Below are 21,187 nucleotides of genomic sequence, written 5' to 3' on the forward strand. Positions count from 1 at the left end.
ACGCCGGTAGCCAATGAGCCTCCATCCGCAACTGCAAGCCATCACTGAGCGCGTCATCCGCCGCAGCGCGGCCTCGCGCGCCGCCTATCTGGCCGCGATCGACGCCTCCCTGCGCGAGGGCCCGTTCCGCAGCCGCCTGAGCTGCGGCAACCTCGCCCATGGGTTCGCCGCCTGCGGCGGTACCGACAAGAGCCGCCTGCGCGGTGGGGTGACACCGAACCTTGGCATCATCACCGCCTACAACGACATGCTGTCGGCGCACCAGCCGTTCGAGACCTATCCCGAGCAGATCCGCCAGATCGCCCGCGAGCTGGGCGCCACCGCGCAGGTGGCCGGCGGTGTGCCGGCGATGTGCGACGGCGTCACCCAGGGCCGTGGTGGCATGGAGCTGTCGCTGTTCTCGCGCGATGTGATTGCGCAGGCGACGGCGATCGGGCTCAGCCACGACATGTTCGATACCACCGTCTACCTTGGTGTCTGCGACAAGATCGTGCCGGGGCTGCTGATCGGCGCACTGGCCTTCGGCCACCTGCCGGCGGTGTTCGTGCCGGCCGGCCCGATGACCCCGGGCATACCCAACAAGCAGAAGGCGGAAGTTCGCGAGCGCTATGCCGCCGGCGAAGCCACCCGTGAAGAACTGCTGGAAGCCGAGTCGGCCTCCTACCACGGCGCCGGCACCTGCACCTTCTACGGCACGGCCAACTCCAACCAGGTGTTGCTGGAAGCGATGGGCGTGCAGCTGCCGGGCGCGTCGTTCGTCAATCCGGGCACCCCGCTGCGCGACGCTCTTACCCGCGAAGCGACCGAACGTGCACTGGACATCACTGCGCTGGGCGATGACTTCCGTCCGCTGGGCCGGATCATCGACGAGCGCGCGATCATCAACGCGGTCATCGCGCTGATGGCCACCGGCGGTTCGACCAACCACACCATCCACTGGATCGCGGTGGCGCGTGCGGCCGGCATCGTGCTGACCTGGGACGACTTCGACGAGCTGTCGCAGCTGATTCCGCTGCTGGCCCGCGTCTACCCGAACGGCGAGGCCGACGTGAACCGCTTCGCCGCCGCCGGTGGCCCGGCGTTCGTGTTCGGCGAGCTGATCAAGGCCGGCCTGATGCATGGCGACCTGGTCAGCGTGGCCCGTGGCGGCATGGCCGACTACGCCCGCGAACCCCAGCTGCGCGACGGCCAACTGGTTTATCTGCCGGGCCTGGAACGCAGCGCCGATGACGAGGTGGTGCGTGGCGTCGACAATCCGTTCGAACACCAGGGTGGCCTGCGCCTGCTGCGCGGCAACCTGGGCAAGTCGCTGATCAAGCTGTCGGCGGTGAAGCCGCAGTACCGCACGATCGAAGCACCGGCCGTGGTGGTCGATGCACCGCAGGTGCTGAACAAGCTGCACGCCGGTGGCCTGCTGCCCGAGCATTTCGTGGCGGTGGTGCGTTACCAGGGCCCGCGTGCGAACGGCATGCCGGAACTGCATTCGCTGGCGCCGCTGCTGGGCCTGTTGCAGAACCAGGGCCGACGCGTGGCGCTGGTCACCGACGGCCGCCTGTCCGGCGCCTCGGGCAAGATTCCGGCGGCGATCCACGTGACGCCGGAAGCGGCGCGCGGCGGCCCGCTGGCGAAGGTTCGCGAAGGCGACATGATCCGGCTGGACGGCGAGGCCGGCACGCTGGAGGTGCTGGTGGACCCGGCCGAATGGGCGGCGCGTCCGCTGGCTCCGAACACTGCGCCGGCCGCGCATGACCTGGGCCGCAATCTGTTCGCGGTCAACCGTCGCGTGGTGGGCCCGGCCGACCAGGGAGCGATGTCGATTTCGTGCGGTCCGGCGGCGGCCGATGGCGGGCCGTGGGAGTACGACGCGGAGTACGAGCTGGGGCATGATGCCGCGGCGGCGGCAGCGCCGCATGAGGCGAAAGACGCCTGAAGCGAAAAGCCGCGGCAGGCTTCCCGGCTTGGGCAGTAGAGCGCCCTGGCCGGGACACGCCGTAAACCCCCCTACGGGACCGGCCCAACCGCTGGCGGTTGGGCGTTCGGGCGCTTGCAAAGCGGTGCTTCGCAAGCAAAGCGCCCTCACCCATGGGGGCTCGGTCGCGGCATCCATGCCGCTTACGGTCCCGGCTGGGGCTGACCGCGCCCTTCTGACACTCTCCGGCGCATCAATGCCGCGAAGTGATCATTGAAATCAAATTCGACAGCAAAGGCAGAAGCAGAGCTATGGGTATCGAACAACATCAGGTGAAGGCGGCGGAGCTGTTGCATGCGGCGGGCATCCTGCCGGTGGTGACGGTTCATACGCTGGACCAGGCGCGGGCGGTCAGTGCGGCGCTGCTGGACGGTGGTTTGCCGGCGATCGAGCTGACGCTGCGTACGCCGGTGGCGATGGAAGCGTTGGCGATGCTCAAGCGCGAGCTGCCCGATGTGGTGGTGGGTGCAGGCACGGTGCTGACCGTGGAGCAGATGCAGCAGTCGATCGATGCGGGCGCGGACTTCCTGGTGACCCCGGGCACGCCGCCAGCGCTGGCCGATGCACTGGCTGCTGCGCCGCTGCCGGTGGTGCCGGGTGCGGCCACGCCGACCGAGCTGCTGTCGCTCTACGCCCGCGGCTTCCGCGTGTGCAAGCTGTTCCCGGCCACGGCCGTGGGCGGGCTGGCGATGATCAAGGGACTGGCCGGCCCGGTGGCGGACCTGAAGCTGTGCCCGACCGGCGGCATCACCGAAAACACCGCCGCCGAATACCTCGAGCAGAAAAACGTGGTCTGCATCGGCGGTTCGTGGATGGTGCCGGGCAACTGGATTGCCAACGGCGAATGGGACAAGGTGCGCGCCAGCGCCGCCGACGCCGCGAAGATCATCAAGCGCGTTCGCGGCCACTGAGCCCAACGCAGCTGTAGAGCCGAGCCCACGCTCGGCTCCACGCCAGCGGAATGGAAAGCAGCCGAGCATGGCTCAGCTCTACAGGACCAGCATCCAGAGCGCGCGCAGCGCGCGACCCGCTCCCGCTCTTCCTTCTTCATTCCGCGGTGGCGGCGCACGAAAACCGTCCTTGGCCCTGCGGAGGGATTGCGCAGGGGCGCGAGCGCCATGGATGGCGCGACCGAGCCTCCAGGGATGGATTCACGGCGTCCCCTGCGCAATCCCTCCGCAGGGCCAACCCCACGAATCCTGCCGCACACCGCAAGGGGCTCAGCCGTTGGCCGAAACCCGTTACAGCGGCCGCGCCGGATCCACCAACCCGTACTGGCTGGCCATCCGCGCCAGCGCGATGTTGTCGTGGATCCCCATCTTCTCGAACAGCCGCGCCTTGTGCGTGTTCACCGTCTTCGCACTCAGGCTCAGCCGCCGCGCGATATCTTCCTGGCGCAGGCCCTGGGTCAGCAGCAACGCCACTTCCAGCTCGCGCGGCGACAGGCTGTCGAACGGCGAACCGTTGCCTTCCACCGTCGACAGTGCCAGATTCTGCGCGATGCTGGTGCCCAGGTAGCGGCGCCCACCTGCCACGTCACGCACCGCGCGCAGCAGTTCCTGCGCATCACAACCCTTGCCGATATATCCGGCCGCGCCGGCTTCGAGCAGCCGCTTCGGCAGCGGGCCATCTTCCAGCACCGACACGATCACTACGCGGGTGTTGCGGTGGCTGCGCACGATGCGCTCGGTCACTTCCATGCCGCTCACACCCGGCAGGTGCAGGTCACACAGCACCACATCCGGCAGCAGCTGGCGGACTTCACGCAGCGCGTCTTCGCCGGTCTCGGCTTCGCCCACCACCTCGATGTCGGTTTCCCCCGACAGAATCATCTTCATCCCGGTGCGGACCAGCGCGTGGTCATCCACCAGGTAGACTCGAATCGTCATTCACGTACCTCTTCGAATGCGGCCATTGCAGGTCAAGCTAGGCAGGGTGCCGATACCCTGCAAGCGCGTTCGGAATGCGGCCCCGGCAATCTGCCTTGCGCATCACAGTACCGCGCGTTGTGCTTGCCCCCTGTCTTGCAGAACCTGCTGCAACGAAACAACTGATCTATCACGTAGACGTCCCGCGCGGGGCATCCACGTCAATCCCCCTGTGATGATGCTTCGCTGGCCTTCGCTGGCCGCGTGCCATGATGCCGCCAAGGGTGCCGGCGACTGAACATGACCAGATAGCACCCTACCACCCAAACCAGCGCGGCACACCATCCGGCCAGGATATCGGAGGGGTAATGCACCCCCAGATAGACCCGGGAGACGCTGACCAGCAGGCTGAATGCCGGTGCCAGCAGCAGCACCGGCCAGCGCCAGCGGGTGTTCCAGGCCAGCAGTACCAGGGTCACCGCCAGGGTCATCGAGCCCATCGCGTGGCCGCTGGGAAAGCTGAACGTCGATTCCGGCGCGATCGATTCCCACAGGCTGGGGCGCTGGCGCTGGAAGAAGTGCTTGCTGCCCATGTTCAGCAGCGCCGAGCCGACGAAACTGACCGCCACGAAGGTGGCCTCGCGCCAGCGCCGGTAGCCCAGCAGCACGCCGATGATCAGCACGTCGGCCGGGATCAGGAACCACTCATAGCCCAGTTTGGAAATGAGCACGAAGAAGCGGTCCAGCAGTGGCGAGTGCAGGCCATGCATCTGCCACAGCAGCGGCGCGTCGAAATGGAACGATTCAAACTCGTGCACCTCGTCCGCCAGGGCGACGAAGCCAGCCAGCGGCAGCAGCACGCCGCCGAACAGCAGGACCAGGCGCCAGGCATTGCGCGCCATCCAGTGGCGGAAACCGGAGGCGGACTCCGGTGCAGCGAGGATCGCAGGCTTATCCGGCGCTTCGGACATACGTGTGTTCGACGTAGTCGTCGATCAGGGCGACGAACTCCTGGGCGATGTTGTCGCCGCGCAGGGTCACCTTCTTCTCGCCATCGACAAACACCGGCGCTGCGGGTGTTTCGCCCGTGCCCGGCAGCGAGATGCCGATGTTGGCATGGCGCGACTCGCCCGGCCCGTTCACGATGCAGCCCATCACCGCCAGGGTCATGTTCTCCGCCCCCGGGTGGTGGATCTTCCACAGCGGCATCTTCTCGCGCACGTGGTTCTGCACGACCTTGGCCAGCTCCTGGAAGAACTCCGAGGTGGTGCGGCCGCAGCCCGGGCAGGCCGTGACCAGCGGCGTGAAGGCGCGTTGGCCGGTGGTCTGCAGCAGTTCCTGGGCGACGATCACTTCCTGCGTGCGCGACTGGCCCGGTTCCGGGGTCAGCGAGATGCGGATGGTGTCACCGATGCCTTCCTGCAGCAGCACGCCCAGCGCCGCCGCCGACGCGACGATGCCCTTGCTGCCGATACCGGCTTCGGTCAGGCCCAGGTGCAGGGCGAAATCCGAGCGCTGGGCCAGGTCGCGGTATACCGCGATCAGCTCCTGCACGCCGCTGACCTTGGCCGACAGCACGATGCGGTCGCGCGGCAGGCCGAGTTCCACCGCCTGCTCGGCCGAATCCAGGGCCGAGCGGATCAGCGCTTCGCGCAGCACGCGGCCGGCATCCCAGGGCTGTTCGCGCAGGCTGTTCTCGTCCATCAGCTTCGCCGCCAGGGCCTGGTCCAGCGAGCCCCAGTTGGCGCCGATGCGCACCGGCTTGTTGTAGCGGATCGCAAACTCGATCAACTGCGCGAACTGCAGGTCCTTCTTCTTGCCGAAGCCGACGTTGCCGGGGTTGATGCGGTACTTTGCCAGCGCTTCGGCACACGCCGGTTCGGCGGTCAGCAGCTGGTGGCCGTTGTAATGGAAGTCACCGATCAGCGGCACGTCGATACCCATCATCGCCAGCTTGTCGACGATGCGCGGGATCGCCGCAGCCGCTTCCACGGTGTTGACGGTCAACCGCACCATTTCCGAACCCGCGCGCCACAACTCGGCCACCTGCTTGACGCTGGAAGCCACGTCGGAGGTGTCGGTGTTGGTCATCGACTGCACCACTACCGGCTTGCCTCCGCCTACGGTGACCCCGCCGATCTGCACGGCATGGGTCTGGCGGCGGGGCCAGGAGGTGGCATCGGAGGGAGGCGTAGGGCGGGTCACGGCGTCGTGCATGGGCGCATTCTACCGCCCGCTCCCGCATTCGGGGTGACTCGCATTCAGCCGGCGGCACGGCTGCGGCCGATTGTCGCAGGCACGCGCGCCCGTGAACGCATACGATGAGCATGAATGACCGGTCCCGACGCCCCGTTCCTCCGTACCCTGTGCAGCCTGCGCTGGCTTGCCGTAGGCGGCCAGGCCGCCACCATCCTGGTCGCCAGCTGGGTGCTGGGCCTGCCGTTGCCCCAGCTGCCACTATGGGCCGGCGTGGCCGTGCTCACCTTGTTCAACATCTACACCCAGCTGCGCCCGGAAGCGGCCGACACCGCCCCGCTGACCGCATTCGGCCATATCCTGGTGGACGTGATCATCCTGACCTGGATGGTGGGCTGGAGCGGCGGCATGGCCAACCCGTTCAGTTCACTGTTCCTGATCCTGATCGCGCTGGCCGCCTTCGCCCTGCCCCTGCGCTGGGCACTGGCAGTGGCCCTGGCCTGCCTGCTCGGCTACGCCGCCAGCGGCATCTTCGGCCAGCCGCTGCCGGACGGCTATTTCCGCGCGCAGGACCTCAACCGTTGGGGCGTGGTCGCCAACTTCCTCATTTCCGCAGCGGTCGTGCTGACCTTCTCCACCCGCCTGGCGCTGGCGCTGCGACAGCGCGAACTGGAACTGTCGGCACTCAGGGAACGCTTCGCCCGCAACGAAGGCATCGTCGCCCTGGCCACCCATGCCGCCTCCGTGGCGCATGAACTGAACACGCCGCTGGCGACCATGACCCTGCTTGCCGATGACGTCGCCGAGCGCAGCGAAGAGCCCGAAGTGCGCGAAGACATGGAGACCCTGCGCGAACTGCTGGTGCAGTGCCGGGAACGCGTGCTGGCGCTCGCCGCACCGGCCTCGGCCGACGCACCGGGCCGCAGCCACTCCAGCGCCCAGCAGGTACTGGAACAGTGGCGCCTGGTGCGGCCGACCATCGACCTGCACCGCAATGACGATGCGCCGCTGCGGCTGCCGCTCGACCCGGGCGTAGGCCATCTGTTGATGGTCCTGCTCAACAATGCCGCCGATGCCGGCGAGAAGGCCGGCCGGCCGCGCGTGGACCTGGACCTGCGCATCGAGGGCGACGACCTGATCGGCGAAGTACGCGACTACGGCCATGGTTTCGACGCCCGTGCCGCCGTGCTGCCGGGCAAGCTGTTCGGCAGCAGCAAGAGCGAGGGCATGGGCGTCGGCCTGGCCCTGTCCCATGCCACCATCGAACGCCTCGACGGCGAGATGTGGATGCGCCCGGCCCAGGGGGCCGGCAGCCGCGTCGGCTTCCGCCTGCCGCTGGCCCCACGCGAGGAAACCCCATGAGCGCCTCAACCCTTGGTCTGCTGGTCGACGACGACGAGCTGTACCTGCGCACCCTGCAGCGCAGCCTGGCCCGCAAGGGCCTGGAAACACAGACCGCACAGGATGCCGCCAGTGCCCTGGCACTGGCCCGCCAGCATCCGCCGGCGTTCGCGCTGATCGACCTGAAGCTGGGCAGCGATTCCGGCCTGGCGCTGATCCAGCCGCTGCGCGCACTGCGCGCGGACATGCGCATCCTGCTGGTGACCGGCTATGCCAGCATCGCCACCGCAGTGGAGGCGATCAAGCTGGGCGCGGATGATTACCTGCCGAAGCCGGCCACGGTGCCGATGATCCTGCGCGCCCTCGGTGAAGAGGACGACGGCCCGGCCGACGATGGCGAAATGGAAGTGCCGGACGCGATGACGCCGATCAGCCGCCTGCAGTGGGAACACATCCAGCAGGCGATGCACGAGACCGGCGGCAACGTGTCCGCAGCGGCGCGCCTGCTCGGCATGCACCGGCGTTCGCTGCAGCGCAAGCTGGCAAAGCGGCCGAGCCCGGAACGCGATCCGAGCCGTTGATCGCTGACGGACCGGTCCGGCTCAGGCCTCGACCAGCGCCGGCCGGTCCTGCGCGGCGCTGGAGCGCACCGCACACGCATCGGCCCGCGTGGCCATCGTCTCCTGCAGCAGCGGCGATGGCAGTACGCAGGCCGGATGCATGCGCAGGAAGCCGTAGATCGAACCCGCCAGGCCGATCATCAGGCCCGGGGTAAAGGCCGCGCGGGTGAGGCCGCCAACCATCCCCTGGTGCTCCTCGATCGAAGAAATGATCTCGATGGCGGCCTCGTCCTGCGGATAGGGACACCCTGCCGGATCCAGCGCAGCGGCCAGCACCAGCAGTTCCCGGGTGGACACATCGCCATGGCACAGGGTGTGGCTGAACCCCCATTTGCCGCGCGCATCGGCCACGGCGCGACGCATGTCGCGCAATTGCGCGGCATCACCGGTGCGGGCATACAGGTCCGCCGCCGCCAGGCCGATGCCCACGCTGCCGTGGCACCAGGTCGGGAAGTTCTTCTGCCCATCCTGCAGGTGGATGTCCCGCCAGTGCCCGGTATGTGGCTCGAACAGGGCTGCCTGGAATGCAAATGCTCCTTCGGCCAGCCGCCGCCATGCGGCCCGCTCGGGCCCGCTGCCAGCCTCGGAGCGGGCCAGTCGTGCCAGCGCCCAGCCCATGCCCATCGCACCGTGGCCAAAACCACCGATCGGCTCGCTGAACTGTGGCGTCGGCCAGCGCGTACCGTCTGCGTCGACAATCGCAGCGTCCTGCATGCGGCGTCCCGCTGCGGCCGCCAGTTCCAGCCAGCGTGCGTTGCCGGTGGCTTCAGCCAGCGCCAGCAACGGCAGGATCATGCCGGACACACCATCAATCAGTTCGAACTTTGCCGCCTGCTGGAAACCGCGATGCTCCGCGGCTTCCGCGCAGCGCTCTGCCAGCGCCAGCAGCGCCGGTCGCTGCAACAGGTCGTGCAATGCCAGCAATGCCCACATTTGCGAACCGGTTCCGACGAATCCACCGTCAATTTCGGCGGGGTGCCGCTCGCACAGGGTCTGGAACACCGCAAGGGCGCCCTCGATGGCCGGATCCAGCCCGGCCACCGGATCGGCACGCCCCTGCTCCACTTCGTGGCGATAGGCTGCCAGTGCGAAAGCGATGCCGCCCAGCCCGAAGTACAGGTCTGGCTGCACCGGCTGGACGGTCCATCCGGTACGCGTCACTTCAGGTGTGATCCAGGTCATCGAGCCGTCTTCGCCGTGCACCGCCAGCCGCAGCAGGCTTTCCACCGCGCGCGTGGCCAGCGTGCGACGGCGTGCGTCCAGATCGTCTGCGCGCGGATGCCGTGCTGCATAGCTGTAGCCGGACCGGGCCTCGGCTCGGGCCAGTGCATGCTGGTTCAGGTCGGTGGCGACCAGCGTGCTGCGGATCGTCACGTCTTCCAGGTCGATCCGCATCGCGCGCCAGTTGGCGACGACGGAGTGGATACGCGCCGCGTCCAGCTGCGATGCGAAGATCGGAATGTCACCGTGGCGCAGGTCATCGACCTCTCCGCGTACGGTTTCCAGGTCCGATGGCGCAGCGGGCGACACCGCCGCATTCCGCACCAGCAGGTCGATCGCGCGCTCAACCGCCCGAGCTTCGTTGTGAAGCGATGCTGGATGCCAGAGCATCCGCCCGAGCTCGGCGTAGGCCATTGTCGGCCGCCGTACATCCCGCACCTGGCAGCCTTCGAAGGCCGTCAGCAGCGGCATCAGTTCGCCGTTCGCGTCCAGCGCGCGCAGACGCCCACTGGCGTCGATGAAGCCCTCGCTGATGTGGTCCCAGTACAACGACACATCGGGCTGTGCGCTGGGATGGTTCTGCGCAATGGAGACCTCGGCCTCGACCATGCCCAACCGGGCCGGTTCCGTCCCGTCGTCGACGATCACCGGCACCTGCACCCGTGGCTGCTCGCCGGGCAGCGCGCCGGCTGCAGACAGGTCCACGCCCTCCATGCCCAGGCCGGCAGTACGGAACGGCACGATTCCGGTACGCAGCACTGAATTGCGCATCAGCTTGACGGCGGTGTCGTACGCATCGCCAAGCCCTGATGGCTCGATTTCGATTACCCGGCAGAACACGCTTTCGGCGTCGACCACCACCGGCACCGGCCCGACCGCGATCAGATTCTCCAGATGGATGTCGGTGCCACCGATCAGGCGCAGGATGGCCAGCCAGTGGCCGAGGCCGCGGTAATAGCACCGCAGTTCAGCCTCGCCGGAACAATAGCGATGCGCGGCGAATGCAGCCCAGCCGTGGCTGCCACGATCGATCACCTTCGGCACGCGCACGCGGTCAGGGGCATCACCGAAGACCGCGGACAACAGGCCATCGAGCGTGGCATCGATGCGCAATGAGCGTGGCTTGTACATCACCGTGCCGCCTTCGAACTGCAGCCGTGCCACGGTGCGGCCGCCACCGTGCAGGTCACCGCGGCCCAATGCAACGGCATGCAGCGTGCCCGCCGGCGCACCCAGCAACTCGGCCAACGCAACACGATCACTGCCGATGCGTGCAGCGAGCTCCACCACGGCCGCGCATTGTCCTTCGAGCATGCGCGTCAGGCGCGGCAGCAGTACCGGATAACGTTGCTGCAGATGCGCGCGGAAGCCCTCGCTCGTGGCCAGGGCAACGAATTCGTCCAGCGCACCAGCACTGTCAAGCGGGCCGATGTCACCGCTGCGTGCAGCGGCGTGCAGCTCCAGCAGGAGCACGCGGTTGAGCTTGAGCTGGGCATGCTCATGCAGCGCCGCCTCGCCCTGCGAATGCAGCAGCGCACGTTCGCCGGGCTGCAGGGCAATGGCGGGATCATGCAGGCCGGCAGCCAGCGCAGCGCGCGCCTGGGCAAGGAAATGTTCGGTGATGCGCGCAAACGCGGCCGCAGCCGGAGAAGCGGTCATTACGCCCCCTGCGAGATTCAAGAGTCTGTTCCAGTCGCCGGCACGCAGCTGCATGCCTCTGCGTGCCGGCACGGGCTACATCAGCAACACAGGCAGTGGTTGATCACCGATACCGTGGTGGTGCACTCGTTGGTGCCACCGGTGATCATGGTGTCCGAAGCCCCGGTGAGGGCCGCTTCGGTGGCTGCCGCACCGTAGATGAACAGCGAACCCGCAGGGTTGGCGCACCCATCCACATCGTCCGAGCCATTGAGCCAGCCGGACACAACGTCGTCATTCAGATCCATTCGCAATCTCCTGTCATTCACAACATGAGGCGTTGAGGACATGAATCGATTCCACGTCCCTTCGGATACGGCCAGTCCCTGGCATCAACATCATGCTGCGAGCGATACTGGATGACAGGTACAGCCGCCCATGCACACTGCATTGGCACGCCATGCGTAGTCAAGCTGCGCTGCCGCAGGCACGCGAATACGTTGCATGGGCAACGCCGCAGGGCCCCGGAATGGCAGGAACGGAAGGCACGGGATGGCCGGCCTGTCGCCGGCGCATCCACGACCGGGCTCAGCGCTTCAGCTGCGCCAGTATCTCGCGGGTCATCGGATCGGCAATCGCCACACCCTCACCCTGCAGCGCCGGCAACAGGCCACTGGCCAGCTGCTTGCCAAGCTCGACACCGAACTGGTCGAAGGCATTGATGTTCCAGATCACCGACTGCACGTACACAGCGTGTTCGTACATGGCGATCAGTGCGCCCAGCGCCTGCGGGGTCAGTGCGTCGAGCAGGATCAGCGTGCTCGGGCGGCCCCCGGGGTAATCGCGGTGCGGGTCGTCGCTGCTCTGGCCATTGGCCAGTGCTTCGGTCTGCGCCAGCAGGTTGGCCAGCAGGGCCTGATGATTGATCGTGTAGGGATCGTCGCTGTGCACGCAGCCGATGAAGTCGGCCGGAACGATGCTGGTGCCCTGGTGCAGCGCCTGGAAGAAGCTGTGCTGCACGTCGGTGCCCGCCCCGCCCCACCACACCGGCACGGTGTCGGTGGTGACCGGCTGTCCGTCACGCTGTACGCGCTTGCCCAGGCTTTCCATCACCAGCTGCTGCAGGTAGGCCGGCAGCAGCGCCAGGCGCTGGTCGTAGGTCATCACCGCGTGCGTGGCATGGCCCAGCAGGTTGCGGTTCCAGATGTCGGTCAGGCCGTGCAGCACCGGCAGGTTGCGCTCCAGCGGTGCATCCAGCGCATGCGCATCCATCTGCGCGGCGCCTTCCAGCAGCTGCTCGAAGCGCTCGAAACCGATGGCCAGCGCGATCGGGAAACCCACGGCCGACCACAGCGAATAACGGCCACCGACCCAGTCCCACATCGGCAGCACGTGATCGGCGGCGATCGCGAAAGCCTTGGCCGCGCGTTCCGGATTGGCGCTGACGGCATACAGGCGCTCACTGCCCCCCAGCCAGTCGTGCAGGATCTGGCCGTTGAGCAGGGTTTCCTGCGTGCCGAAGGTCTTGGAAATCAGGATGCCCGCGGTCTTCGCCGGATCCAGCGTGGCCAGCGTGCGCTGCATGGCGGCGCCGTCCACGTTCGACACGAAATGCACGCGCAGGCGCGCACCGCTGACCGGACGCAGCGCATCGACGACCAGGCGCGGACCGAGGTCGGAACCACCGATGCCGACACTGACCACGTCGGTTACGCCGCTGTCTTCCAGCGCGCGCACCAGCACGCCCATGCGCTGGCGGATCTCGCGCGCGGTGGCATAGGCCTCAGCGGCAACCGGTGCATCGACCACGTCGCCGCGCAATGCGGTGTGCAGTGCGGCGCGACCCTCGGTCAGATTGACCTGCTCGCCACGGAACAGGCGCGTGATGGCGCCGCCGACATCACGTTCGGCAGCCAGCGCCAGCAACGCCTGCAGCGCGGCGGCATCGTATTTCTGCCGCGCGAAGTTGACGTACAACGGACCGACCCGCAGCGCCAGATCCTGCACGCGGCCGGGTTCGGCGGCGAGCAGGCTGGGAATGCTTGCGCCCTTCAGGCGCTGGGCGTGGGAATGCAGCGAGTCGAATCCGTTGTTCGTTGTCATGCGGCCTGGGTCGGGATCGTGTCGTTGGTGTGGGTGATCTGGTTCTTGCCATCAACGTACACCAGCTTCGGCTTGAAGCTGTCGGCTTCCTGCTCGGTCATGCTGGCGAACGCGGCGATGATGATGATGTCACCGACCTGCACGTGGCGCGCGGCGCCACCGTTGAGCGAGACAACGCCGCTGCCGGCTTCGGCGCGGATGGCATAGGTCGAGAAGCGCGCACCGTTGGTCACGTCCCAGATGTGCACCTGCTCGAACTCGCGGATGCCGGTGGCAGCCAGCAGGTTGTCATCGATGGCGATCGAGCCTTCGTAGTTCAGCTCGGAATGGGTGACGGTGGCGCGATGGATCTTGGTCTTGAGCAGGGACAGGTGCATGGGGGCGCTGCAACGGCAAAGGAAAGAGCGGATTCTAGCACCCGCACAGCGCGGGGCATCACGGCCGGCAACCTGTTCAGGTAGGCGGTGAAACCGGGGGTCAGAACCCTTTCCCCTGGAAAAGGCATCTGACCCCATGCATCGCGCGGCGCCGCCGGAACTCAGAATTCCAGGTTGTCGATCAGCCGGGTCGTACCCAGGCGCGCGGCGATCAGCGCTACGCGGCCACCGCCATCGAACGTCGGCTCGGCCAGCTCCGGGGTGCGCAGCACCGCATAGTCGACCTGGAAACCGGCCGCCTGCAGTGCGGCGGTGGCATCGGCCTCGATGCGTTCGCGCGGGTGACCGGCCACGTAGCCCTCGCGCATGCCCAGCAGGGTGCGGTGAATGGCGGTCGCGACCGGGCGCTGTTCCGCGCTCAGGTACTGGTTGCGCGAACTCTTGGCCAGGCCATCCTCGTCACGCACGATCTCGGCACCGACGATCTGGATCGGGAACGACAGTTCGGCCACCATCTGCCTGATGACAGCCAGCTGCTGGTAGTCCTTGCGGCCGAACACGGCCACGTCAGGCTGCACCTGCAGGAACAGGCGCGCTACCACCGTGCACACGCCGTCAAAGTGACCCGGGCGACTGGCACCTTCAAGCACTTCACTGACACCCGGCGCGTGCATGCGCGTGGTCTTGTCCACGCCCAGCGGATACATCGCCTCCACGCTGGGCAGCCACACCGCATCGCAGCCGACCTGTTCCAGCCCGGCCACATCGGCCTCGGGCGTGCGCGGGTAGCGGCTGAAATCCTCGTTCGGCCCGAACTGGGTCGGGTTGACGAAGATGCTTGCCACCACCTTGTCGGCGTACTGGCGGGCCAGGGTCACCAGCGAATGATGGCCGCCATGCAGGTTGCCCATGGTCGGCACCAGCGCCACGCGCAGGCCCTCGCGCTTCCACTGGGCGATCTGCCCGCGCAGCGCGCCGAGCTCGTTGAAGGTCTGGATCATTGGGCGTAGGCGTGCTGTTCGTCGGGGAAACTGCCGTCGCGCACGGCGTCGGCAAAGGCACGGGTGGCACCGGCCACCGAGCCGCCTTCGGCAAGGAAATCCTTGACGAACTTGGGGCGGCGATGACCGCTGTCCAGGCCGAGGAAATCGTGCAGCACCAGCACCTGGCCATCGCAGTGCGGGCCGGCACCGATGCCGATGGTCGGCACCTCCACCGCAGCGGTCACCTCGGCGGCAACCGGGGTCGGCACGCACTCAAGCACCATGATGCTGGCGCCGGCAGCGGCCACGGCCCTGGCATCTTCCACCAGCTGGCGCGCGGCATCGCCGCGGCCCTGGATCTTGAAGCCGCCCAGGCGCAGCACCGATTGCGGGGTCAGGCCCAGGTGCGCGCAGACCGGAATCTCGCGCTCGACCAGGTAGCGGATGATGTCGACCTTGAAGCCGGCACCTTCGATCTTGACCATCTCGGCACCGGCCTGCAGCAGCTGCAGCGAGGCATCCAGCGCGCGCTCCGGGGTGGCATCGGCGCCGAAGGGCAGGTCCGCCACCAGCAGCGCACGCTGCAGCACGCGGGCCACGGCGCGGGTGTGGTAGACCATGTCGGCCACGGTCACCGGCAGGGTCGAATCATGGCCCTGCACCACCATGCCCAGCGAATCGCCGATCAGGATCAGGTCAACGCCATTGGCGTCGAAAGTGCGGGCGAAGCCGGCGTCGTAGGCGGTCAACATGACCAGCTTCTGGCCATTGCGCTTGGCCTCGGCCAGGGCGGGAACGGTCCAGGGCTTGCTGTCTGCGTGGGTGCTCATGTGCTGATAACCGGGGGAGATAACCCGGGCATTATCACCCTATCGGGGCAATCCCGCAGGCGTCCACCCGCACCACTGCGTCCCGCACGCGGCCGTGGCCGGGAATGGCCAGATCCGGCGCGATTTCGGCCAGCGGCACCAACACGAAGGCCCGTTCGTGCATGTACGGGTGTGGCACCTTCAGCCCGGGCTGGTCGAGCTCCTGCACGCCGTACAACAACAGGTCCAGGTCCAGCGCGCGCGGGCCCCAGTGCACTGCCGGATCGCGCACGCGACCGAAGCGCTGCTCCAGCGCCAGCATGGCCTGCAGCAGCTCATCGGCCGGCAAGATGGTTTCGACCGAGGCCACCGCATTGACGAACGGCAGCTGGTCTTCATTGCCCCAGGCCGGCGTTGCGTAAAGCCGCGAGGCCTGGCGCAGCCGGGTCCCGGGCAGGCCGTCCAGCGCGGCAATCGCCGCGCCGACGGTGGCGGCCGCGTCGCCGAGGTTGGCGCCGAGGCCGATCCAGGCAGGGGTCATCGCCTACTCGCCCGCTGCACCGGCCGGGGCACCCGGACGACGGCGGCGACGGCGGCGCTTGCGCGGCGCTCCGCTCTCGTCATCGCCTTCTTCGCTGTGCATCGCATCCAGCGACGACTCCAGCTCACGCCCGGACTGCGCCTGCGCTTCGCGCCAGAACTCGACATCGGCGGCGTGCTCGGACGACGCCACCTGGCGCAGGCTGAGGAAATCGAACGCGGCACGGAAGCGCGGATGGGTCAGGGTGCGGAACACGCGCTTGCGCTGGCGCGAGCTGAAGCGCGACTGCAGCAGCCAGATTTCCTGCATCGGCAGCGAGAAGCGGCGCGGCAGCGCGATGGTGCTCAACTGCTGCACGGTGACGCGGTCGGCGGCGCGGCGCTGCGCCTCTTCCGGTGCCACGCCCTGCTTGAGCAGGGTCGCCTGTGCACGGCAGAACGCCGGCCACAGCAGCAGCGCGAACAGGAACGCCGGCGAGACCGGTTCGTCGTTGGCCACCCGCGCATCGGTATTGGCCAGGCCCTCGACCAGCATGCGGCGCAGCGCGCCGGTGCGGTTGGCTTTCAGCGCCTTGGCGCTTTCCGGGAACAGCACGTCGAGCAGGCCGTAACGCTCAAGGCCTTCGAAGCTGGCCACGCCGTGTCCGGACAGGAACAGCTTGAGCACTTCCTCGAACAGGCGCGCTGGCGCGGCTTCGTTGAGCAGGCCGGCCAGGTGCGGGATCGGCGCGGCAGTACCCTCCTCGATCTGGAAGCCGAGCTTGGCCGCCAGGCGCACCGCTCGCAGCATGCGTACCGGGTCTTCCTGGTAGCGCTGCACCGGGTCGCCGATCAGCTTCATCAGGCGCGCCTGCACGTCCTCGAAGCCACCGGTGTAGTCGCGCACCGAGAAGTCCTCGATGGCGTAGTACAGGGCGTTGCAGGTGAAGTCGCGGCGGATGGCGTCGTCTTCGATGGTCCCGTACACGTTGTCGCGCACGAGCATGCCGTTTTCCATCTCGCGGTCGCCGCTGCCGTCATCGCTGTTGGCGCGGAAGGTGGCGACTTCGATGATTTCGCGGCCGAACACAACGTGGGCGAGGCGGAACCGGCGGCCGATCAGTCGGCAGTTGCGGAACAGCTGCTTGACCTGTTCGGGCGTGGCGTCGGTGGCCACGTCGAAATCCTTGGGTTGGCCATTGACCAGCAGATCGCGCACCGCGCCGCCGACAAGGTAGGCGCCGAAGCCGGCATCGCGCAGGCGATAAAGCACGCGCAGGGCGTTCGGGCTGATGTCCTTGCGGGAGATCGTGTGCTGGTCGCGCGGGATGACGCGCAGGCTGAACGGTGATGTAGCAGGGGAAATGATGTTGGCGCTTCCGGTTGAAGTTTCGGGATTGCCCAATGGCATCGAGGTGCATATACTAGCGCTCCTGCCTCGGCAGCGACACAGTTACGCTCCCTTCGTCTAGTGGTTAGGACGTGGCCCTCTCAAGGCTAAAACAGGGGTTCGAGTCCCCTAGGGAGCGCCAGTCGCCGCAGCAGGAACCGAAAAAGCCCGCCTTGTGCGGGCTTTTCTGTTTTCCGGGGTTTGCATCGGCATCGGTCAGCCTGGTCGCAGTAGCGCCTTCCTGTTCCTGCGTGGGAGTGGGTGGGCCACCCTGACAGTTTCCCGCGACGGCGGCACGAACAGCCTCGCTCCTCCGCAGCCAATTCAATCCCGACGCGCAGACCTGCGTCCGCCAGAACCGCAATGCCTGACGCGAAGGCGGGGCAGCTCAAGCCGGGACCGTTGGCGCCATGGATGGCGCCATCGAGCCCCCATGGATGGGTTCACGGCGTGTCCCGGATTGGGCTGCCCCGCCTTCGCCCTCGATGACACCGAGGCGCCAACGGAATGCAACCGAAGCCGGGCAGCGTCAGCCTTCCATCTGCTCCAGCTCCTTGCCCTTGGTCTCGCGCACGTAGCGGACCACGAAGAAGATCGAGAGGATGGCCGCCACCGTATAGATCCCGTAGGCCCCGGCCAGGCCGATGCCCGCCAGCAGCATCGGGAACGTCACGGTGATCGCGAAATTCGACGTCCACTGCGCCGCACCGGCGACGGCCAATGCCGGGCCGCGGATCTGGTTGGGGAACATTTCACCCAGCATCACCCACATCACCGGGCCCCAGGACATGTTGAAGAACACCACATAGGCGTTGGCCGCCACCAGCGCCAGCCGGCCCATGCCGTCGGACAGTTGCAGGCGACCGTCGGCGAGACTGCCACTGGCGAACGCGACCACCATCAGTACCAGCGCTACCGACATGCCGACCGAGCCGATCCACAGCAGCGGCTTGCGTCCGATGCGGTCGATCAGCAGCACCGTCAGCAGGCAGGCACCGATGCTCAGCGCACCGGACAATACATTGATCAGCAGCGCGTCGCTTTCCGAGAACCCCACCGCCTGCCACAGCACCGCGCCGTAGTAGAACACCACGTTGATGCCGACCAGCTGCTGGAACATCGCCAGGCCGATGCCGACCCAGAGGATCGGGCGCAGCCTGCCGGTGACCTTGTCACGCAGGTCGGCGAAGCGTGGCTTGTGCTGGTCCTGGGCCAGGCTCGCCTCGATCTCGGCCTGCTTGGCCGTGGCTGCGGCCTCGCCGTACAGCCGCGCCAACACCGCCCTCGCCTGCTCCGGGCGCCCCTTCACGACCAGGAAGCGCGGGCTTTCGGGAATCACCAGCAACAGCAGCAGGAACAGCCCCGATGGCAGCGCCTGCATCCAGAACATCCAGCGCCAGGCCTCATGGCCCAGCCATAGCGGCTCGGTCGACGCCCCAGCGGCACGGGCCAGCAGGTAATTGCTGAGGAAGGCGGCGAACAGGCCGCAGATGATCGCCATCTGCTGCACCGTGGCCAAGCGCCCGCGATAGCGCGCCGAGGCCACCTCGGCGATGTAGGCCGGCGACATCACGCTGGCCGCGCCCACCGCGAAACCGCCCAGCACGCGCGCGGCGATGAACAGCCAGGAAGCGTGAGCGGCACCGGCGCCCAGCGCCGAAACCAGGAACATCAGCGCCGACACGATCAGCACGCCTCGGCGGCCCAGGCGATCCCCCAGCCAGCCTGCCAGGAAGGCACCGACCGCACACCCCAGCAGCATCGAAGCGACTTCGAAACCAAGCGCCGCCTCGCTGGAGTTGAAGGCCTGGCGAAGGCCGTCGACCGTGCCATTGATGACACCACTATCGAAGCCGAACAGGAATCCACCGAGGGTGGCCACGCAGCTGATGAGGACGATGAATGCCGTGTTTTCGCCGCCGTGGGAGGCGATGCCGGGTTGGCGCTGGGACATGGATGAACCTGTTGGGAAGGGAGGCCGGCCATCCGACGCAGCCGGCTGACCCGCAGCGTCGCACAGGCCTTGCCCTGCCGCCAATGTCCGCCACGGCCGCGCCTGCCAGGCGCCCGATTTCCGCCCCGCGCCGACACTGGGGGCCAACCTGTTCTAGAATTGGCGGGTTCAGGAATCGATCCGCCCCCAGCCCATGCCCTTTGTCGTCACCGAAAACTGCATCAAGTGCAAACACACCGATTGCGTGGAAGTGTGCCCCGTGGATTGCTTCCACGAAGGCCCGAACTTCCTGGTGATCGATCCGGATGAGTGCATCGACTGCACCCTGTGCGAACCGGAATGCCCGGTCAACGCGATCTTCCCGGAGGACGATGTTCCTGCCGGCCAGGAGAGCTTCGTCGCCCTCAACGCCGAGCTGGCGAAGGAGTGGCCGGTGCTGACCGTGCGCAAGGACCCGCCTGCCGACGCCGGCGAATGGGATGGCAAGCCGGACAAGCTGAAGCTGCTGGAACGCTGAGAAGCGCCTGCTGCGACAACGAAAAAGGGCGCCTTGGGCGCCCTTTTCCATTTCCGGTAGCGCCGGGCCATGCCCGGCGGATCCTGGGCCGCGCTTCAAGCTCGCCGGGCATGGCCCGGCGCTACCCAAGGCAGGTGCGGACCAAGGCCCGCATCCACCCGACCAGCCCTTACTGCGCCAGCTTCGCCTTGAGCGCGGCGATCAGCTTTACCGGCGCTTCGGCCGTGGCCGGCAGGCCGCGCGGGTCCACCGCGGAGATGTAGGCGCCGGCATCGACGGCCACCACGCGGACCAGGAAGTTGCTGCCTTCGTAGGCCACGTCATACGAGCCCAGCAGCTGCGCGCGGCTGGCGATGGTCACGCCTTCCACGCCTTCCAGCGCGGTGCCGACCTTGGCGAAGGCCTCATCCTTGCCACCGGCGATGGTGAAACCCGTGTTGCCCACGGCCGGGGCCGCAGCCACCGGGGCCGCCGGCTTGGTCGCCGAGGAAAGGGTCGGCACCTTGTTGTCGCCGGTGGTGGCCGGCAGGTTCAGGTCCGGCGGCACTTCCAGCGGACGCATTTCCGGGGCCAGGGCGTAGTCGCCCTTGACGCCGCGCTTGAAGCAGCCGGTGGTGCCGGCAGCGACCGCCACAGCAAGCAGGGCATAGGACAGCACGCGGACGGTGGAAACGGATTGACGCATGTGAATCTCCTGGGTCAGACCAAGACGGAAGGTCAGTGGCTGGAAAGGGCTTCGAGGGCGGCGATGTCGCCGGCAAGGTGGTCGGCGGCCGCATGGTGCGGCGCCGACAGCGGCAGCAGCGGCAGGCGCAGGTCATGGCCGACACCGATGCGGCGCAGCAGCGCCTTGACCGGAATCGGGTTCGGTTCAACGCCGCAGAAATCGTGGAACGGCTGCAGGCGCGCGTCCCAGGATTCGGTGGCTGCATGGTCGTGCGCGGCGGCCAGTTCGCACATCCGGCGGTAGGCACCCGGAAGCACGTTGGAGCCCACGGAGATCAGGCCATCGATGCCGGCCCGGATCGAGCGCGCGGCGGTGCCGTCATCGCCACTGAGGACCGCGAACTTCGGGCTGCGCAGCGCCAGCAGCGCCTGCACCCGGCCGGTGTCGCCCACCGCCTCCTTGATGCCGACGATGTTGGGGTGGCTGGCCAGTTCGGCCACGGTCTCCGGCTGCATGTCGCAACCGGTACGGCCGGGCACGTTGTACAGCACGACCGGCAACCCGCCCTGGTCGGCGACCGCACGATAATGGGCAATCAGGCCGGCCTGGGTCGGCCTTACGTAAGGCGGGGTGACCACCAGTGCATGGCTGGCGCCAAGCGCGGCCGCACGACGGGTCTGTTCGATGGTTTTGGCAGTACCGGACAGGCCGGTGCCGGCCATGACCGGGATGCGGCCGCCAATGCGTTCGACCGCGCTGGCCAGCAGCAGGTCGTACTCGGCATCGGTGAGGGTTGCCGCTTCGCCGGTCGAGCCGGCAACGACAACGCCATGGACGCCACCTTCCAGTTGCAGGTGCAGCAGGCGCTGCCAACCGTCGGGATCGAGGGCGCCGTCGGCCCGGAACGGGGTCGCCAGCGCGGTGATGAGGCCGGAAAGGGACAAGGACGTGCTGCTCTTGGCTGGAAAGGGAAAACGCCCGCCACGAAAGGCCGGGGGCGACCTGAATGTTACTT

At 67.6% G+C, this 21,187-nt stretch carries 19 protein-coding genes and 1 tRNA gene; 6 read left to right on the plus strand and 14 right to left on the minus strand.

The window, feature by feature from the left end:
- Positions 1–13: 13 nt before the first annotated feature.
- Together edd and eda are read left to right on the plus strand one after the other, a co-directional pair.
- Positions 14–1,930: a phosphogluconate dehydratase gene (gene edd / locus AC5P7R_RS18740; protein WP_021202019.1), complete on the plus strand. Its 1,917-nt coding sequence runs from the start codon at positions 14–16 to the stop codon at positions 1,928–1,930.
- 290 nt (positions 1,931–2,220) lie between these two features.
- Entirely contained in the window at positions 2,221–2,880 is a 660-nt protein-coding gene (gene eda, locus AC5P7R_RS18745; protein ID WP_134730658.1) for a bifunctional 4-hydroxy-2-oxoglutarate aldolase/2-dehydro-3-deoxy-phosphogluconate aldolase, read from the plus strand.
- Positions 2,881–3,210: 330 nt separating this feature from the next.
- Here eda and AC5P7R_RS18750 read toward each other — a convergent pair whose 3' ends face one another.
- From AC5P7R_RS18750 to ispG, 3 genes are all read right to left on the minus strand, one after another.
- Positions 3,211–3,858, minus strand: coding sequence for a response regulator (locus tag AC5P7R_RS18750; protein WP_004153112.1), 648 nt, complete (start codon positions 3,856–3,858; stop codon positions 3,211–3,213).
- Positions 3,859–4,058: 200 nt separating this feature from the next.
- Positions 4,059–4,808: a phosphatase PAP2 family protein gene (locus tag AC5P7R_RS18755; protein ID WP_058980273.1), complete on the minus strand. Its 750-nt coding sequence runs from the start codon at positions 4,806–4,808 to the stop codon at positions 4,059–4,061.
- Positions 4,789–6,054, minus strand: coding sequence for a flavodoxin-dependent (E)-4-hydroxy-3-methylbut-2-enyl-diphosphate synthase (ispG, locus tag AC5P7R_RS18760; RefSeq protein ID WP_019661189.1), 1,266 nt, complete (start codon positions 6,052–6,054; stop codon positions 4,789–4,791). The genes AC5P7R_RS18755 and ispG overlap by 20 nt, the downstream gene beginning before the upstream one ends.
- A 114-nt stretch (positions 6,055–6,168) precedes the next feature.
- Between ispG and AC5P7R_RS18765 the strand changes: the two genes are divergently transcribed.
- Complete coding sequence (locus AC5P7R_RS18765) at positions 6,169–7,395, plus strand: ATP-binding protein (protein WP_308305744.1); 1,227 nt, start codon at positions 6,169–6,171, stop codon at positions 7,393–7,395.
- Entirely contained in the window at positions 7,392–7,955 is a 564-nt protein-coding gene (locus AC5P7R_RS18770; RefSeq protein ID WP_005409063.1) for a response regulator transcription factor, read from the plus strand. The genes AC5P7R_RS18765 and AC5P7R_RS18770 overlap by 4 nt, the downstream gene beginning before the upstream one ends.
- A 21-nt stretch (positions 7,956–7,976) precedes the next feature.
- Here the strand turns inward: AC5P7R_RS18770 and AC5P7R_RS18775 are convergent, their stop codons facing one another.
- The 8 genes from AC5P7R_RS18775 to pcnB form a co-directional block, all read right to left on the minus strand.
- On the minus strand, positions 7,977–10,874 hold the full coding sequence (locus AC5P7R_RS18775) for a type 2 lanthipeptide synthetase LanM family protein (RefSeq protein ID WP_494533805.1): 2,898 nt from the start codon (positions 10,872–10,874) through the stop codon (positions 7,977–7,979).
- Positions 10,875–10,954: 80 nt separating this feature from the next.
- Positions 10,955–11,161, minus strand: a complete 207-nt coding sequence (locus tag AC5P7R_RS18780; protein WP_010484314.1) for a DUF6229 family protein — start codon at positions 11,159–11,161, stop codon at positions 10,955–10,957.
- Between the two features lie 280 nt (positions 11,162–11,441).
- Entirely contained in the window at positions 11,442–12,956 is a 1,515-nt protein-coding gene (pgi, locus tag AC5P7R_RS18785; RefSeq protein WP_459389567.1) for a glucose-6-phosphate isomerase, read from the minus strand.
- Positions 12,953–13,333 (minus strand): aspartate 1-decarboxylase, encoded by a 381-nt coding sequence (gene panD / locus AC5P7R_RS18790; RefSeq protein WP_005409061.1) that lies wholly within the window; start codon positions 13,331–13,333, stop codon positions 12,953–12,955. The genes pgi and panD overlap by 4 nt, the downstream gene beginning before the upstream one ends.
- Before the next feature lie 161 nt (positions 13,334–13,494).
- On the minus strand, positions 13,495–14,334 hold the full coding sequence (panC, locus tag AC5P7R_RS18795) for a pantoate--beta-alanine ligase (protein WP_207049301.1): 840 nt from the start codon (positions 14,332–14,334) through the stop codon (positions 13,495–13,497).
- On the minus strand, positions 14,331–15,146 hold the full coding sequence (gene panB, locus AC5P7R_RS18800; protein ID WP_111103699.1) for a 3-methyl-2-oxobutanoate hydroxymethyltransferase: 816 nt from the start codon (positions 15,144–15,146) through the stop codon (positions 14,331–14,333). Before panB ends, panC begins: the two co-directional genes overlap by 4 nt.
- Before the next feature lie 34 nt (positions 15,147–15,180).
- Positions 15,181–15,666: a 2-amino-4-hydroxy-6-hydroxymethyldihydropteridine diphosphokinase gene (gene folK, locus AC5P7R_RS18805; protein WP_111103702.1), complete on the minus strand. Its 486-nt coding sequence runs from the start codon at positions 15,664–15,666 to the stop codon at positions 15,181–15,183.
- Positions 15,667–15,669: 3 nt separating this feature from the next.
- On the minus strand, positions 15,670–17,049 hold the full coding sequence (pcnB, locus tag AC5P7R_RS18810; RefSeq protein WP_111098753.1) for a polynucleotide adenylyltransferase PcnB: 1,380 nt from the start codon (positions 17,047–17,049) through the stop codon (positions 15,670–15,672).
- Positions 17,050–17,101: 52 nt separating this feature from the next.
- Between pcnB and AC5P7R_RS18815 the strand changes: the two genes are divergently transcribed.
- Positions 17,102–17,176: transfer RNA gene (locus AC5P7R_RS18815), tRNA-Glu, on the plus strand.
- A 387-nt stretch (positions 17,177–17,563) separates the two neighbouring features.
- Here the strand turns inward: AC5P7R_RS18815 and AC5P7R_RS18820 are convergent.
- Positions 17,564–18,988: a sugar porter family MFS transporter gene (locus AC5P7R_RS18820; RefSeq protein WP_478436395.1), complete on the minus strand. Its 1,425-nt coding sequence runs from the start codon at positions 18,986–18,988 to the stop codon at positions 17,564–17,566.
- 193 nt (positions 18,989–19,181) lie between these two features.
- Between AC5P7R_RS18820 and fdxA the strand changes: the two genes are divergently transcribed.
- Positions 19,182–19,505: a ferredoxin FdxA gene (gene fdxA, locus AC5P7R_RS18825; protein ID WP_004153066.1), complete on the plus strand. Its 324-nt coding sequence runs from the start codon at positions 19,182–19,184 to the stop codon at positions 19,503–19,505.
- A 169-nt stretch (positions 19,506–19,674) separates the two neighbouring features.
- Here fdxA and AC5P7R_RS18830 read toward each other — a convergent pair whose 3' ends face one another.
- Entirely contained in the window at positions 19,675–20,190 is a 516-nt protein-coding gene (locus AC5P7R_RS18830; protein WP_019661179.1) for a hypothetical protein, read from the minus strand.
- Positions 20,191–20,222: 32 nt separating this feature from the next.
- Positions 20,223–21,116: a 4-hydroxy-tetrahydrodipicolinate synthase gene (dapA, locus tag AC5P7R_RS18835; RefSeq protein ID WP_019661178.1), complete on the minus strand. Its 894-nt coding sequence runs from the start codon at positions 21,114–21,116 to the stop codon at positions 20,223–20,225.
- Positions 21,117–21,187: the final 71 nt, after the last annotated feature.

The sequence above is a fragment of the Stenotrophomonas sp. YJH_SMC_27 genome, assembly GCF_059369815.1.